General features: G+C 28.5%; 16 protein-coding genes. 11 read left to right on the top strand and 5 right to left on the bottom strand.

From position 1 onward, the window contains the following. Positions 1–35: 35 nt before the first annotated feature. Complete coding sequence (locus J3E06_RS03430) at positions 36–500, bottom strand: S26 family signal peptidase (protein WP_259164027.1); 465 nt, start codon at positions 498–500, stop codon at positions 36–38. A 415-nt stretch (positions 501–915) separates the two neighbouring features. Here J3E06_RS03430 and J3E06_RS03425 point away from each other — a divergent pair, with 415 nt between their 5' ends. The 5 genes from J3E06_RS03425 to J3E06_RS03405 all read left to right on the top strand — a co-directional run bounded on the left by J3E06_RS03425 (position 916) and on the right by J3E06_RS03405 (position 4,262). After that, positions 916–1,119, top strand: a complete 204-nt coding sequence (locus tag J3E06_RS03425; protein ID WP_013181070.1) for a histone family protein — start codon at positions 916–918, stop codon at positions 1,117–1,119. Between the two features lie 452 nt (positions 1,120–1,571). After that, positions 1,572–2,249: a UMP kinase gene (gene pyrH / locus J3E06_RS03420; RefSeq protein WP_013181069.1), complete on the top strand. Its 678-nt coding sequence runs from the start codon at positions 1,572–1,574 to the stop codon at positions 2,247–2,249. 329 nt (positions 2,250–2,578) lie between these two features. Continuing rightward, positions 2,579–2,764, top strand: coding sequence for a DUF2116 family Zn-ribbon domain-containing protein (locus tag J3E06_RS03415; protein WP_013181068.1), 186 nt, complete (start codon positions 2,579–2,581; stop codon positions 2,762–2,764). Between the two features lie 138 nt (positions 2,765–2,902). Then, a complete protein-coding gene (gene tsaA, locus J3E06_RS03410; protein ID WP_013181067.1) occupies positions 2,903–3,349 on the top strand; it encodes a tRNA (N6-threonylcarbamoyladenosine(37)-N6)-methyltransferase TrmO in 447 nt (148 codons plus the stop codon). A gap of 55 nt (positions 3,350–3,404) precedes the next feature. Next, a complete protein-coding gene (locus tag J3E06_RS03405; protein WP_013181066.1) occupies positions 3,405–4,262 on the top strand; it encodes a TatD family hydrolase in 858 nt (285 codons plus the stop codon). A 118-nt stretch (positions 4,263–4,380) separates the two neighbouring features. Here the strand turns inward: J3E06_RS03405 and purL are convergent, their stop codons facing one another. After that, on the bottom strand, positions 4,381–6,603 hold the full coding sequence (gene purL, locus J3E06_RS03400; protein WP_013181065.1) for a phosphoribosylformylglycinamidine synthase subunit PurL: 2,223 nt from the start codon (positions 6,601–6,603) through the stop codon (positions 4,381–4,383). A gap of 213 nt (positions 6,604–6,816) precedes the next feature. Then, on the bottom strand, positions 6,817–8,358 hold the full coding sequence (locus J3E06_RS03395) for a radical SAM protein (protein WP_013181064.1): 1,542 nt from the start codon (positions 8,356–8,358) through the stop codon (positions 6,817–6,819). A 207-nt stretch (positions 8,359–8,565) separates the two neighbouring features. Here J3E06_RS03395 and J3E06_RS03390 point away from each other — a divergent pair, with 207 nt between their 5' ends. Continuing rightward, positions 8,566–9,192, top strand: coding sequence for a ribonuclease VapC5 (locus J3E06_RS03390; RefSeq protein ID WP_013181063.1), 627 nt, complete (start codon positions 8,566–8,568; stop codon positions 9,190–9,192). A gap of 1 nt (position 9,193) precedes the next feature. Here the strand turns inward: J3E06_RS03390 and J3E06_RS03385 are convergent, their stop codons facing one another. After that, positions 9,194–10,315, bottom strand: a complete 1,122-nt coding sequence (locus J3E06_RS03385; RefSeq protein WP_013181062.1) for a double-cubane-cluster-containing anaerobic reductase — start codon at positions 10,313–10,315, stop codon at positions 9,194–9,196. Between the two features lie 354 nt (positions 10,316–10,669). Here J3E06_RS03385 and J3E06_RS03380 point away from each other — a divergent pair, with 354 nt between their 5' ends. Beyond that, the gene (locus J3E06_RS03380) at positions 10,670–11,341 is read left to right on the top strand and encodes a TIGR00289 family protein (RefSeq protein WP_013181061.1); all 672 of its coding nucleotides are present in this window, start codon (positions 10,670–10,672) and stop codon (positions 11,339–11,341) included. Positions 11,342–11,507: 166 nt separating this feature from the next. Here J3E06_RS03380 and J3E06_RS03375 read toward each other — a convergent pair whose 3' ends face one another. Continuing rightward, positions 11,508–11,771, bottom strand: a complete 264-nt coding sequence (locus tag J3E06_RS03375; RefSeq protein WP_013181060.1) for a hypothetical protein — start codon at positions 11,769–11,771, stop codon at positions 11,508–11,510. Positions 11,772–12,119: 348 nt separating this feature from the next. Between J3E06_RS03375 and J3E06_RS03370 the strand changes: the two genes are divergently transcribed. The 4 genes from J3E06_RS03370 (at position 12,120) to cbiD (ending at position 16,347) form a co-directional block, all read left to right on the top strand. Beyond that, positions 12,120–12,785, top strand: a complete 666-nt coding sequence (locus tag J3E06_RS03370) for a hypothetical protein (RefSeq protein WP_013181059.1) — start codon at positions 12,120–12,122, stop codon at positions 12,783–12,785. 247 nt (positions 12,786–13,032) lie between these two features. Beyond that, entirely contained in the window at positions 13,033–13,866 is an 834-nt protein-coding gene (locus J3E06_RS03365) for a F420-dependent methylenetetrahydromethanopterin dehydrogenase (protein ID WP_013181058.1), read from the top strand. Between the two features lie 379 nt (positions 13,867–14,245). Next, a complete protein-coding gene (locus J3E06_RS03360) occupies positions 14,246–14,989 on the top strand; it encodes an acyl-CoA dehydratase activase (protein WP_013181057.1) in 744 nt (247 codons plus the stop codon). A gap of 146 nt (positions 14,990–15,135) precedes the next feature. Then, the gene (gene cbiD / locus J3E06_RS03355) at positions 15,136–16,347 is read left to right on the top strand and encodes a cobalt-precorrin-5B (C(1))-methyltransferase CbiD (protein ID WP_013181056.1); all 1,212 of its coding nucleotides are present in this window, start codon (positions 15,136–15,138) and stop codon (positions 16,345–16,347) included. The last annotated feature ends 49 nt before the right edge of the window (positions 16,348–16,396 follow it).

The following is a 16,396-nucleotide window of genomic DNA, read 5'->3' as shown; positions in this document are numbered from 1 at the left end:
AATGGATAACTAAATGAATAATGGTAAAATATTTATTAACTTCTAAATATGCCAATTATACTTTTTCTATATTCGTAAAGGAACATTAACCCTATGAATAAAGCTACTAATAACACGTTTTCTTTTACATAAATGGATAAATAACCCACTTTAGGAAGAACCAACAAATTACCACTTATAGTTAAAACTCTCTTTTTAATTTGTTCAGGTTTAACGAGTTCGGGGTCTTTATCTTGGTTATTATCTCCTTTAATAATATAGTATATGTCTCCCTTATTACTCGTATAATTCCCTATAATCCTGTGTATTACAGGTTTAATGTTTTCGCTATCTGAATAAATACCGTATTTATAATTTTCATAAGTTATTACTTGGCTGGGGTAATTACCCAATTCTGGTATCCAGTGTGCATCGTAAATAACGACGTCTCCGGTTTTTAAATCGTTTAAATGGAATTCCAAACCTGCATTTTCAACTAAAACGAAATCTCCTCGTTCCATTTCGGGATACATACTATTTGAAACTACTACGTTAACGTGCGTCCAAATTAAAATAAATAATACTATAAAAATTCCAAATTCTAATAAGGTTTTACGAAGGTCTTTATTTTTTTTATTAGCTTTCGTACTATTATCATCTTTATTATTCGAATCGGATATCTCAAATGTATTATTACCTTTATTGTTGGTTTTATTGGGAGTAGATTTTTTAGTAATAATACCATCTCCACTAATATTTAATATAATTGCTTCTTACATTTTAATATTATATTCATAGTTCATATATATTTCTAATCATTATTTTAAAATTATCTATAATTTATATGGCCCATAGCATACATATACGGCGATATTTCCGAAAGATTTATATAGTTTGAATTGCAAAGTTAAAAATGTAAAAGACAGAGGTGATTTCATGGCAGAAATTCCAGTAGCTCCAGTAGTGAGAATATTAAAAAAAGCAGGCGCTGAAAGAGTAAGTGAAGGTGCAGCAAAATTATTCGTAGAAGAATTAGAATCAATCGCAATGGATATTGCAAAAGAAGCAGCAGAATTATCAAGACACGCTGGAAGAAAAACCGTTAAAGTAGAAGACATCAAAATGGTTTTAAAAAGATAATTTAACGGTTATTCTTTATTTTCGTTTTAAATATTGTTAATTACTTTTAAAAATATTATAAAATACTATATTGATTTACAATATATTTCTAATTTATAATATTTTTACATTTTTAATTACGGGTAGATATGAGCCCATTTTTTGATAAAAGATTTTTTTAGAAGTTTTGTTTTATAGGTTATATAACAATTAGTTTCCTAATTAATATAATTATATTAGTCTATTTTTTAATTTGTAAAATTTCGGGCTATACTTTTATATAGTGAATGAATATAATATTTAGGAATTTTTATTCATAAAGTTAATACCAAGTTCTTCACAAAATACGAACTTTATATTTTAAAGATAATATTTAAGTTAAATTTTACAAAATGCTAAACTAATGAATTAATAATATGCTAAAAAAATAATATGCTAAAAAATACATAAATAACGTTAAAAGAGGTTTTGAAATGAGAGTTGTATTTGCATTAGGCGGTTCTGTATTAATGCCCAAAGAAGGGGCTACAAAAGAAAATATTGCATCTTATGCCGAAACCTTCAAAAAGCTAAAAGATGAAGGTCATGAAATTTCCGTTATTATCGGCGGAGGAAACACGGCAAGACAGTACATTTCCATCGCAAGAGAGTTTACAAACGATGCTTTTTGTGATGAAATAGGGATTATGTCAACTCGATTAAATAGTATGCTTTTAATATCTGCGTTAGGTAATTACGCTGTTAAAAACGTTCCTACAAGCTTTAAAGAAGCTGAAACTATTTTAAATTTAAATAAAATTGTTGTAATGGGCGGTACGCACCCGGCACACACCACAGATGCGGTTTCTGCATCGTTGGCTGAGTTTTTAGATGCTGATTTATTAGTAATAGCTACAAACGTGGATGGCGTATATACAAACGACCCACGTGTTGATTCAGATGCTAAAAAATTAAAAGAAATGACAATTTCAGAACTATTGGAAATTACAGGTAATTGTTCAATTTCTGCAGGTTCTTCAAGTGTTGTTGACCCACTTGCATCTAAAATAATTGATAGGGCAAAATTAAAAACAATTGTGGTCAAAGGAACACCTTCTGAGATTATTGGTTCAATCAACGGCAATCACGATGGTACTATTATATTACCATAATATAAATTATAATATAAATTATAATATAATTTTAAATGTTAACAATAAATTAATAATCAATTACTTTCACATATTATTTTATCAAAAATTTATATTAAATATATATTTTATAAAAGATTAAAAATAACAATTTTATTAAAAGTTAATATCAAATCTATAAATCTATAAATCTATAATACCGTAGATTGTAATATCATACTTTGTAAAAACAAAAATAGATACAAATCAATATAAATTATAAAAATAATTTAAATTATTAGGATATCAGTATACCATTAAATATTATAATATATGAAATAGGTAATATATGATATATCAAGGGTGTAATAATGGAACAACATAAACATTGTATAAATTGCGGGATATCAATACCTCCAGAAGAAGACTTTTGTTCAACAAAATGTAAGGAAGAGTTTGCCAAAAGAAGAAAAAAGATGTTAAGAAGCCAGCTTTTAATGTTTGGTGCATTTGTTATCGTATTTGGTGCTTTAATACTTTCAAAATATATGAATTAATTAACAATATGAATAAATCAAAATATTAAATTTTACATTACATATATCTACTTTTTACATAACATATTTTGAATAAATAAATTAAAAACAACTATTGCTTAAAAAATTATTAATTTAGAAATTAACGGGGTATAAACTATGAGTAATACTAATTTAAAAAAATATAATATCTACCAAATTGGGACATTTTTAAAAGGAAATGAAAATAACAACGATAAAGATTATGTTGAAATAAATAAAGATTATTTAACGTGTATGGAAGGTTTAAAAGTTGATGATAAAATTACACTCCTTTTCTGGTTTGATAAATCCGACAATGAAGAAAAAAGAAGCGTTATGAGAGTACACCCTCGAGGAAATGTTAATATACCTGAAAGAGGAGTATTTGCAACTCGTTCACCTATGAGACCTAATCCTATAGCATTATACGACATTGATATAGCAAATATCGATTTTGAAAAAGGTATAATTTATTTAAAAGAAGAAATTGACGCTTTTAACGAAACGCCATTGATTGACATTAAAATAAGCAAAAATTGTGTAGATTTTAAGAAATATGAAAAAAATGAAACTAATAAAGAATAAATAATATCTTATAAAATTATTATTAATATGATTACCCTTATTAATTTGTGAAAACATGGAAATTTTGAAAAACCTCCCAATTACGGACAACCATATTCATATTGACGAAAAAAATGGAATGGGTGCTGTAAAAGTTGCCAAAGTATTTGAAAAAGCAGGCGGTAAAACCATGATTATACCAAATAAACCTGCTTTTAGTTTAGAATTAGAAAAACCCATCGATGAATTACATAAATCATTACAAAAGATTAAAGAAGAAACTAATATACAAGCTTTTGGTATGGTTGGTGTACATCCTGTAGAGATTATAAATTTCGTTAGAAACGGAATGAATATTGAAAAAGCTAAAAATAGAGTAGCTGAAGCCCTAAAATATTGTCAAAAGATTGTAATGGAAAATGATAATATTGTAGGGATTGGGGAAATTGGTAGACCACATTTTGAATTAACTGGCGATGATGCAGAAATACTATGGGATATATCAAATCAACTATTTGTATATGGTATGGAACTTGCAAAAGATGCAGATTGTGCCATTCAAGTACATGCTGAAAGTGCCTCAGATGCACAGTTTAAGGAATTTTCAGAAATGGCAAAATCCGTGGGTTTGAAACCTGAAAAAGTTATTAAACATCATTGTGATAATCGAGTTAAAGAAGGTATTAAATATGGAATTATGCCTTCGATAGTGGCTTCTTCACCTTGCAATGAAGCTATTAAAATATCTGACCGGTTTTTAATGGAAACAGACTATATAGACGATTTAAAACGTCCCGGTGTTGCATTAGGAATTAAATCTGTTCCAAGACGTACAAGAAAGCTTTTAGAAAATGAGCTAATGAATGAAGATATGTGTTATAATATTCATAAATATAATGTTGAAAAATGTTATAACGTTGAAATTGACTTTTAATTAAAAAACAAAAATAAGTGGTAAAAAAAATTATTTATATATATTTTATTTTTATTTTAGTTTAGTATTTTTTTATTTATTATTCTTATTATTAGTATTATTTTTATTATTAGTATTATTATAATTCTCCCATTAATTTAGGAAATCCATTATAATAACTCTCTTTTATGTCTTCTGATGAAATATTTATAATTTCTTTTGAGTTTAATTCAACTTTCAATTGTTTTTCAGCTGTTAAAACACCTAATTTTGTTGCAAATATCTCATTACTGCTGAATTTTGAAATTACATACTCCATAATTTCAGGATTTACTGCTATTAAAATTCTTCCAGATGATTCTGAGTATAAACTTACACAATCTGACAAATTACTATTTAATGCGATGTCTACACCTAAATTAGTGTTCATTGTCATTTTACTCAATGCTATAGCTAAACCGCCTCTTGACAAATCGATAGCTTCGTTAATTAAACCATTTTCTATTAAATCGACTAATATGTTGTAAGTGTTCATTTCTTTTTTCAAATCTACTTTTGGGATAAATCCGTCTTCAGTATTGTGAATTACTTTGTAATACTCACTACCGCCCATTTCTTCCTTGGTTTCACCGATTAATAATAAAACATCGTTTTCTTTTGGTTTTATCATTACGTTAGGTATTAATTCAACGTCTTTAACTTTTCCGATTATGCTTATTGTAGGTGTTGGGTTTATTGGGTAATCCTTACCTTCGATGATAGTTTCATTGTACAAACTTACGTTTCCACCAACTACGGGAATATTTAAAAACTCTGCGGAGTCTGTTAATCCTTCAATTGATTTTTTGAGTTGCCAGTATCTTTCAGGCTTTTCTGGATTTCCAAAGTTTAAATTATCTAACATACCGATAGGTCTTGCCCCTACAGTTGCCAAATTTCTCACGCTTTCACATACTAAAGTCTTAGCTGCTTCATATGCGTTTAACTTTGAGTATGTTGAATTACAATCAGCTGTTAAAGCTACACCCATTGGGTAAATATCTTGTACTTTTAAAACTGCTGCGTCTTTTCCTGGCTTTACCACAGTTCTTACTTGCACTTCGTGGTCGTATCTTTCGTAAATGTTTGATTTTGAACAAATATTCGGACTTTCAAGCATTTTTTTAAGTGTTTCGTTGTGCTCTTCCTTATTATTTGGAGTTTTTGCATCGGATTCTATTTTTTCCTTATTTTCTGGCTTTTCCTTGATATCTTCTTTTTCAGGCATATCATATAATGGAGCTTCACATAATAACTCAAGTGGTAAATCAACCACTAATTTTTCATTGTGGTAAGCGATTAATCTCTTAGTATCTGTTGTTTTACCGATTACTGCACAAGGTAATTCATATTTTTCAAAAATTGCGAGCAATTCTTCTTCAGAGCCTGCTTTAACTGCAAATAAATTCCTTTCTTGGCTTTCAGAAATCATTATTTCGTAAGGTGTCATTCCTGCTTCTCTCAAAAATACGTTTTCGAGATGTAATTCTGCACCTACTCCGCCACTGAAACACATTTCTGAGCAAGATGATGTAATACCTGCTGCCCCTAAATCTTTCATTGCCATTACATTGCCTGTTTTGCAAGCTTCTAAGGTTGCATCGATTAATTTTTTTTCCTTAAAGGCATCACCAATCTGTACGCTCGGTCTGTCGCCTTCACTTTCACTTGTCAAATCTTTTGACGCAAATGAAGCTCCCCCAATACCATCTTTACCCGTGTCCCCTACTAAAATAATAGATAAACCTTCTTCTTTTGCCTTACCTTGAACAATCTCGTTTTCGTTTACTAAACCAATAGCAACAACGTTTACGAGGTTATTGTAGTCGTATGATGAATCGAATTCACATTCGCCGCCAACGGTTGGAACACCGATTCTGTTTCCATAATCCCCAATACCGCTCATAACTCCATCTACGAGCCATTTTACTTTATCCTTTTCTTTACCTTGGATATCCCCAAATCTAAGTGCGTCTAACAAAGCTATTGGTTTAGAATTCATTGAAATAATGTCTCTAACTATTCCACCGACTCCAGTTGCTGAACCATTGTAAGGGTCTATATATGAAGGGTGGTTATGGCTTTCCATTGCCATTGATACGCAAATATCTTTGTCAAGTCTTATAATTGCTGCATCATCGCCTGGACCTACAATCATATCTGGATTTTCTTTTACGGTTCTTCCAAACATTTTTAAGAGGTTTTTGGAGCTTCTATATGCGCAGTGTTCACTCCATAAATTTTCAAACATTGCTATTTCTACGTCATTCGGTTTTCTACCCAATTGTTCTTCAATAAACTTTAAATCGTTCGTATCGACCATTTTTACACCTTTAACCTTTGCAGTACTATGTGTTAAATATAATTTTAAATTTGGTAATCTTAATACATAATAAATTATGTTTTTGTATATATTATTATGTGTATATTTGAGAATTTAAGATTAAAAACGAATAAAATTACTAAAAAAATTAAAAATAAAACTAAAAATAAAACTAAAAAATTAAAAATAATAATAATAATAATAATAATATAATTAACATAATGTAGCAACAATTATATTATCCTTTACTCTATGAATTTTTACGTTTACAGTGTTTCCGAGCAATTTTTCCGTGTTTTTGCAGTTTATTATTTGTATTACTCTGTCTCGAGCCATACCAATAACTTCACCATATATTCTACCTTCAGCGATTACTTTTACACCCTCAACAGTTTCATTTAATGAAAATGGGCAAGGAATTCTTTTCACAGGTCTTGAACCATAGTATTTTAAAGGCGTTTTCAAATGAACGTTTAATCCTTGCTTAGTATATTCATTTTCAAGATTATTTAAAAATTCATAAAACTTTTTAAAATCCCAAAGTTTCATATTTGGTACTTTTCTACCGAATTGATAAGTTAAACACAACTGGACACCTAAAATTGGGTTTAATTTATCGGTAATTGGATTTATGGTATTTTGAGGCACCCTACTTTGTAATTCAACAGCGTAATCAATTACTTTTCTAAATTCTTCGTCGTTATAATTGGGTAATAATAATGGTGCAATTAATAAGTGGATTTTAGAATTTTTAACGTATTCAGCCATTTCTTTTATTCTTTCAATATCGTATGTTTTCTTTCCAGACATTCCCTTTGCAAATTTTTCATCCATTGCGTTTATAGACATATTTATTCTGTGCAAACCAGCTTCCTCTAATTCATCTATTAATTTGTAAGAAAGATTTACCCCATTAGTTTGAATAGAAACGATGCCGTTTCCTTTTTCTACAACGTTATTCAAACGTTCTACTAACTCCGGTAATGGATGGTATAAGGTAGGTTCACCCTGACCGTCCAAATGTGCTTCGAGCCTATTATTTCCTTTATAATTAACTACTTGCTCAAATGTATTCATTAAATGGTCTATATCCACATAATAATCATTTATTCTTGATTTAGAAGGTGTTCCCTCATCTACGGAACAGAATGGGCATCTTATATTACAACCACTATGACCTCGAACTTGTATTATATTTGTACCCCTGTCAATTACGCCAAAAGCCGTATGACCCATTAATGGTACATTATCAGTTATATATATTGTTTTACGACCAGTGATTTTATTTTTAAGCCCCGTTGCTAAATTCATAGAGATATTTGTTAATATATCACTTTTTATATTGTTTATATTCTTTAAAGCGTATTTGCTTGTTTCGTCCTTAAAATCTTCCAAAATTATTTTTTTGTTTTTATATTTCTCATTATCTGTATTTTTATCTGTATTTTTTGGTAATATTATATTACCATATTTTTTGGTATTTTTTGGTATTTCAACTTCATAATACTTGTTTATTTCAATTTTTAAGGTTTCAAATTTACTATTTTTTTGATTTTTTGTAGTATTTGTACCCAAATTTTCAGTATTATTGATATCTTCAATATTCGTAATCATCTTATATTCTGAAAAATCTAAAATGTGAGGCATATTCTGTATTAAACCGTGTTTATCCTTATTATTACTGATTTCTTTATCAACAACTTTATTATTAAGTTTTTCTTTTCCTTTTTTACTATTTTTATTATTTTTTGCCATAATAACCCTTATTTTAACCCATATTTATTATGTAATTTAATATGTAATTTAATATGTAATTTAATTTTAATAGCTAATTTCGATAGAGTATTTAACCATATCATACTAAGTTTTAAATGAGATATAGTATTATTTAATATTAAAATATATTGAACGAATTATCAAAAAATTTAGTGATTTATTTTATAGATATTTATTAGGGATATTATGGACAATTATTCTTTAAAGATGAGAGAAATTATTAACAATTACAAGGAAAATTTTAATGAAAATTTAAAAATTCTTGATGCTTCAGCGTTTATACACGGATACAACCCAATGTTAGAAGAAGGGGAACACTTTACAACCAATAATATAGTTGAAGAAGTAAAAACAAAAGAAGACATTGTTTTTTTGTCAATTGAATCAAATCGTGTTAAAATTATGGAACCAAGCGCTGAAATATTAAATATGGTTAAAGAAACTGCTTTAAAAACAGGTGATGCTGTTTCCGACAATGATATGGAAATTTTAGCTCTTTCAATACAGCTTTTCGGCATATTATATACTGACGACTATGGAATTCAGAACGTTGCAAAAAAATTCGAAATAATTGTTAAAAATATTAATATGGAAGGAATTAAAAAAGAATTCATTTGGCGTAAGATGTGTAAGGGCTGTAAAAAGCTTTATAATGTAAATTATAGTAGTGAAACCTGCGAAATATGTGGGGCGGAGCTCGTTAGAAAGATGGTTAAAAAAAGAATTGATAAAAAAAATACCAAAAATAACGTTAAAAAAAGAAAGTCAAATAAAAAATATAAAAAAGATAGTAATGAAATTGTTTGGAAATAATTTAAATCATTTCGATAAATGCTTCTAATCTGGTTTTTATTTGTTCCTTATCACTTTCAGAGTAATCAGTTTCTACCCTAATAATTGGGATTCCTGCTTCTTTAAGTGCATCTTCAATTAAAACACCTTCAACGTTAAAGTCGTGGCAGAATTGTAATGTATAGTATACTACACCATCTACTTTTTGCTCTTCTACTAATTCTTTGATTCTTTCGATTCTTCTATCATTTTTATAAGCTACAGCACATGTTATATTGAAGTATCTGTTTGCGATGTCTTCGATTGTATTTCCTTCCACGAAATTTTCGAATTTTCTTGTACCCGTACAAGTTTCTTCACCAACTACTACAGCACCGAGTTCTTCAACGATATCCACCATTTTAGTGTTTCCTGCAGTCATTGGACATCCAGCGATTAAAATTCTTTTTCCAGTGTATCCTTCGCCTTTTGCGACTCTTTCTTCTAATTCTGCTACTAATTCGGTTAAAATTTCTATTCTATCGTGTATATTTAATAAAAATGATTTTTGGAAGCAAGATAAAGCATCTTTACCAGTTATAGGTGTTGGGTCGTTTGCCCTTAATTCATAAATTTTATAGAATAATTCTCTTTCTTTATTTTCTAAAGCAATAGCTTCAGTTAATTTTTCTTCAGTGATTTTATTTCCAGTAAATTCTTCAATTAATTCCTTAAATTTAATAACTTCCTCAACCCATAATTTTCTGGAAGATTCATCTCTAAAGTGTGGTAAGTGCATAACGTGCATTTTTACCATTTCTTCCATTTTTTCGAACATTTTCTTTTTACCATCACAGGTTGTTTCACCTATTACGATATCTGCTGCTTCAAAGTATGGACAAGCTTTATCTTTTTTAAAACCATATGAGGATTTGATTAAAGGACATAAATTTCTTGGTAAATCTTCTTCAGCGGAGGGAATTGTTGAGTCTTTTCCACCACATAAACCTACAGGTATACTACCTGATGCGTGGATTAATTCTACAGGTACGAAAGTACAGAATAAACCAAATACCTTTTTTCCTTCGTCTTTTTCTGCATATAATTGGTTTTTTCTATTTGCAAAAGCTTCATTTAATTTTGCAACGGATTTTAATTCATTCATCTTGTCACCAAAGGTTTTGTTGTTAAATTTTATGGCAGTGTTATTTTGAGTTAAGTTTCCGATTGGAAATAGATTTATTATTTAGTAAATTAATATGTATATTAATATTTATATTTTATAAATATATCTATTAGATAAATTAATAAGCTATACAACAATGTGATATATTATAACATCTAATAATCAATTGCTTTAAAAATTGGGATTAATTTTTTATAGAATGTGTCCTAAAAATGAAATAATTAAAAGGATTTTATTACTCGCAAATTTAAAATATAATACGACTATGTATTTTATATTTTTAATATTCCGTATTAAACTTAAAATATTATTTAAAAGTAGGATTTGAAAATTATGAAACTTGCATCTTTATATTCTGGTGGAAAAGACTCAACATATGCGTTATATTGGGCATTGCAAAATGGACACGATGTTAAATATTTAGTAAACGTAAAATCAAAAAACAAAGAAAGTTATATGTTTCACATACCTAATGTAGAACTTACAAGTTTAATAGCTGAAACTACAGGTATTCCTCTGGTAGAAGTATTTACAGAAGGCGAAAAAGAGAAAGAAGTAGAAGACTTAAAAGAAGCTCTTTCTAAATTAGATATTGACGGAGTAGTATGTGGTGCTCTTGCAAGCGAATATCAAAAGGAACGTGTGGACAGAATTTGTAGAGAATTAGGCATCGAATCATTAGCACCCCTTTGGCACATTGAACAGGAGACTATTTTAAGAGATACGGCTAAATTATTTGATGTTAGGATAGTAGGCGTTTATGCATACGGTCTTGGTAAAGAATGGCTTGGAAAGAAAATAGATGATAGTAATATCGAAGAATTACTTAAAATAATGGAAAAATACGAAATAAATAGGGCTTTTGAAGGGGGAGAAGCAGAAACTTTTGTTTTTGATGCACCATTCTTTAAGGAAAAACTCGAAGTAATCGAATCAGAAATCGAATGGGACGGCATAAGTGGTACATACCATATTAAAAAAGCTAAATTAGTGCCTAAAGAATAAAAAATTTGTTAAATTAACTTATAAATAATAAAAACATAACTATAAGATTTTAATTATTAAAAAGTAAAAATAGTAAAATATTGATATATTATTAAATTATTGATATATGGTAGTTAATTGTCGTAATATATTTTATATAATATTTAAGATGTTAATTATATAAAAATTATTCAGTAATTTCTTCAATAGGCTCTTCTAAGAGTTGTTTTTCATCATCTTCAGGAACTGTAATATATTCTTCAGCAATCATTGCTGGTTCAGTTTCTGCGTCCGCATTTTTTGAAATTGATTTAAAACTAATTCCTAATTCCCCATTTATATCCATAGAACCTATTTTAAATTTAATTAATCTAATATCTTGTTTTAAATCTATTCTGATAACGAGTTCCTTATCAGATAGTGCATTTATAAGGTTTTCAGCGTCTGCCATTTAAAACCCCTCCTAATTTTAATAAATAATGTATTAAATTTAATTACTAATATAAATATCACTTTTATAGTATATTAATTTTTATAAAAAAATATATATGGGAGTACTGTTTAATGTGTATTAATTAAATATAATTGCTATAATTGTCATAAAACAGACATTTTTATATAACTTATTTATTCACAAATATTTAGTTTAATACTTTTATGTAATAATTTATACTAATAATTTATACTAATTTACCAATTAATAACCATCCATTTAGTTATGTTGTCAAGGATATGGGCTAAAACTAAGTAAAAATCCAAAAATGGACTTTTAATACAAAACAGTTTAAAAGGTATGATTATGTTAAAATCAAAATATAAAAAAAGGAAAGGACAAGTATCAATGGAAATAGGTATATTTATCGCTTTAGCAGTTGTAGTAGCCGCCATAGTAGGAATTAGTTATATTGGGGGCGTTAAGGATACAGGTAATAGCTATGTAAAACCATTAGATGATTTAAATTTTGACCCTGCATCATACATACCAAACAATTCCGTAAACGATACAAACCTTACGGAAATACAACAGATACTTGAAAATAATAAAAATGCACTTATTGATGAAATAAATAGTAGCAATATTTTAAATGGTTCAGAACTCACTTATTCGAGAAATAAAGCCGGCTCAAATGAATCGTGGAGTAGAATATTGGAAAATTACTTCGAAAATTCGTCCGTTCCACCTTACGATAATATGTTAGGTATATCAAATCCAGCATATCCTGACAATAAGGGGGTTTTAAACTGGAATTCGGTTGGAAATTTGCCTAAAATTTATCAAAATCCTGCAGTATTTATTACCAATAATGAAAAATATAGCTATGATAATGTGGAATTAGCAGATGATTTGGAAAAATTAAGAGGAACTGTGGTATTTTACAAACCTGACAATTCAAATATTGTAGAATATTATTATATTGATGAAAATCTGCAAAAATCGGACAAAGAAACCTATAAAATCAACTAAATAATTTATTAAAACCAAATTTTATTTTAACTTTTATATTATCCTCACTCAATTTTTATTTTAACCCCATATTCTAACTTGTCAATTCCAGGGTTATTTTCATTAAACAATGTATTAGATAATCTAATACACGTAATAAGGTTTTAAAATAGGAATTCATATATATAAAGTATCATTAAAGATAATACGGTAGTATATAATAAATTGGTAATATATTAAATAACGTAATAACAAAACTGGTGATATTATGGTAGTAAAAGTAGGTATCATAAAATGTGGTAACATTGGAATGTCTCCTTTAGTCGACCTTAGCCTCGATGAAAGAGCTGACAGAAACGATATTGACGTAAGAGTTGTAGGTAGTGGGGCTAAAATGGGCCCTGAACAAGTTGAAGAAGTTACTAAAAAAATGATTGAAGATATAAAACCAGACTTTGTATTATACATTGGACCAAACCCAGCTGCTCCAGGACCAAAAGTTGCAAGAGAATTATTAAGCGCTGCGGATATCCCTGCTGTAATCATTGGTGATGCACCAGGTATCAAAGACAAAGACGCTATGGCAGAACAAGGATTAGGATACATTTTAATTAAATGCGACCCTATGATTGGTGCAAGAAGACAATTCTTAGACCCTGTTGAAATGTCAATGTTCAACGCTGACGTTGTTAGAGTATTAGCTGGTACAGGTGCTGTTAGAGTAGTTCAAAACGCTATTGACGCTATGATTTATGCAGTTGAAGAAGGAAAAGAAATTGAACTTCCAAAAATTATTGTTACAGATGCAAAAGCAGTTGCTGCTGCTGAATTCTCAAACCCATACGCAAAAGCAAAAGCTATGGCTGCTTTCGTAATGGCTGAAAAAGTAGCTGACATTGACGTAAAAGGATGCTTCATGACTAAAGAAATGGACAAATACATCCCTATCGTTGCATCAGCACACGAAATGATAAGATACGCTGCTAAATTAGTAGATGAAGCAAGAGAATTAGAAAAAGCAACCGATGGCGTAAGCAGAAAACCTCACGCAGGTCCAGGTGCTATATTAAACAAATCAAAATTAATGGAAAAACCAGAATAAATTAACAATTTTAAATAAATACTTCATACTAAATAATAGGATTATTTATTAATAATTTAATTAAATAAATACCAATTATCCCTTTTTTATTATTTAAACAGATATTTATGTAAAATTTTAAAATTTAATCAAAAATTTTGCTGATTTAGAACTTAACTATTTTAAAACCATATCGATGTTATTTTATATTATATGATACAATAGATATTATATTATCTAATGTGGTCAATAGCTATATTGTTATAATTTACGAACATATTTGAAAAAATAAAGTAAAGAAGAAATAATATAAAAATTGTAAAATTTATAAAACTTATAAAAATTATAAAACCTATAAAAATTTAACAAACAATTAAAAAAACAATAATATGGTGCAATTATGATATTAGGAATTGATATAGGCTCCACTACAACAAAAACGGTCTTAATGGACGAAACTAATAAAAAAATTATCGAGTATAGTATTGATAACATTGGTGTTATAATTGAAGAAGAAATGATTATGGAATATGTCAAGAAGTATGAAAAAGACTATTCTGTCGATAAAATAGTTGCTACGGGCTACGGACGTCATAAATTATCCTGCGTAGATAAGGTAGTTCCCGAAGTAATAGCACTTGGAAAAGGTGCTAACTACTTTTTCCCGAATGTAGACGGTCTTATTGACATAGGTGGTCAAGATAGTAAAGTTATTAAACTTGGAAAAGACGGAAAAGTAATAGACTTTATATTATCCGACAAATGTGCTGCAGGAACTGGGAAATTTTTAGAAAAATCACTCGATATTTTAAAAATTGATAAAAACGAAGATTTAAATAAATATAAATCTGAAAATGTTGCTAAAATATCATCAATGTGTGCAGTGTTTGCAGAAACAGAAATAATATCTTTATTATCTAAAAAAACACCGAAAGAAGACATATTAATGGGTGTTTATGAAAGTATTGCAAATAGAACCGTACCTATGGTTCATAGGTTAAAAATAAACGATGTTGCATTTAGTGGGGGGGTTGCTAAAAACCCCGTTCTTACAGAAGTATTTGAAGCCAAATTAAACAAAAAGTTGCATGTTTCAGAAGAACCTCAAATCAATTGCTGTGTAGGAGCTTGCTTGTTAATTTAAAATAAATTTTAGTTTTTATTATTTTTTATTATTTTTAAATCATATCAATTAATTACTTTTTTATAATTCTTTTACAATATTAAAACCTAATTAAAAATAAGAAATATAAAAATGAATATAAAACTAAATAATTCTTTGGTGTATTTATGAAATACGATTTTAGAAATGAGAAAAGTCTTGGTTATACTACAGGTTCTTGTGCTTGTGCAGGTGCGTATTCTGGACTTTATTATTTAAAAAAAGGAAAAATATTGGATTTTGTGGAAATAGAAAATCCCAACGGGGAAATTTTAATAATCCCGATTGAAAAAATTATAATTGACCCTGAAAACGCTAATTATGTAAGAGTTGTTGTAAAAAAATTTTCAGGCGAAGATATTGACATTACAAACGGTGAATTTATAGAAATTGAGGTAAATCTCTTAACGAATGATAATTTAGATAAGTTAACTAATTTAGAGAATTCAAATCTTAAAGAGTATGAAAATAAATTCGTAATTGTAAACGGGGGCAAAGGTGTAGGTTATATAACAAAAGAAGGTCTACAAATTGAAGTAGGAGATTATGCAATAAACCCGAAACCTCGAGAGATGATTATAGAAAACTGTTTAAAATTATTAGATAAAAAAGAAGATGGAACAAATAATATACCTACTGAAAAAGTTGAAATAACCATTTCAGTCCCCAATGGTTTAGAATTGGCTAAAAAAACACTTAATCCCAAATTGGGAATTATAGACGGAATTTCAATTCTCGGAACTACTGGAATAGTGAGACCGATGTCAAATGACGCATATAAAAACTCACTTGTTCCTCAAATCGATGTTGCGTTATCTAAAAATTATACTGACGTAATATTTGTTGCAGGCAATATTGGCACAAAATACGCTAAAAAAGATGAAAATGAATATATAAACGATAAATACTTTAAAATGGGTTTTGATGAAGATAAAGTAATCGAAGTATCTAACTTTTGGGATTTTATGTTAGATAAAGCTCTTGAAAAAGGTATTAAAGAAATAACAATTTATGGCCATTCTGGTAAAATCGTCAAATTAGCGGGTGGAATATACAATACGCATTCAAAAGTTTCTGATGCCCGAAATGAAATTTTAACTGCATATTCTGCTCAATACATTGACGATAAAGAGATTATTGCTAAAATGCTGTATGCAAACACCACCGAAGAAATAAATGGATATTTAAAAAATATTGGAATTCTTGAAACTGTATATAACGAAATTTGCAAGCGAGTTGTTGAAAGAGCAGAGTATAGATGGGATAAAATCAAATTTAATTGTCATATCATTGGTATGAAAGGCGAAAAACTTGGTAAATTTCAAAGTTTAAAAAAATGAAAAAATAATTTAAAAAATATAAATTAAGTATTGAGATATTATATTGATA

This window comes from Methanococcus voltae (genome assembly GCF_024807655.1).
Lineage (GTDB): Archaea > AGJL01 > Methanococci > Methanococcales > Methanococcaceae > Methanococcus > Methanococcus voltae_D.
The sequence above is the reverse complement of the archived record's forward strand: the minus strand, read 5'-3'. Positions and strand labels throughout refer to the sequence as shown.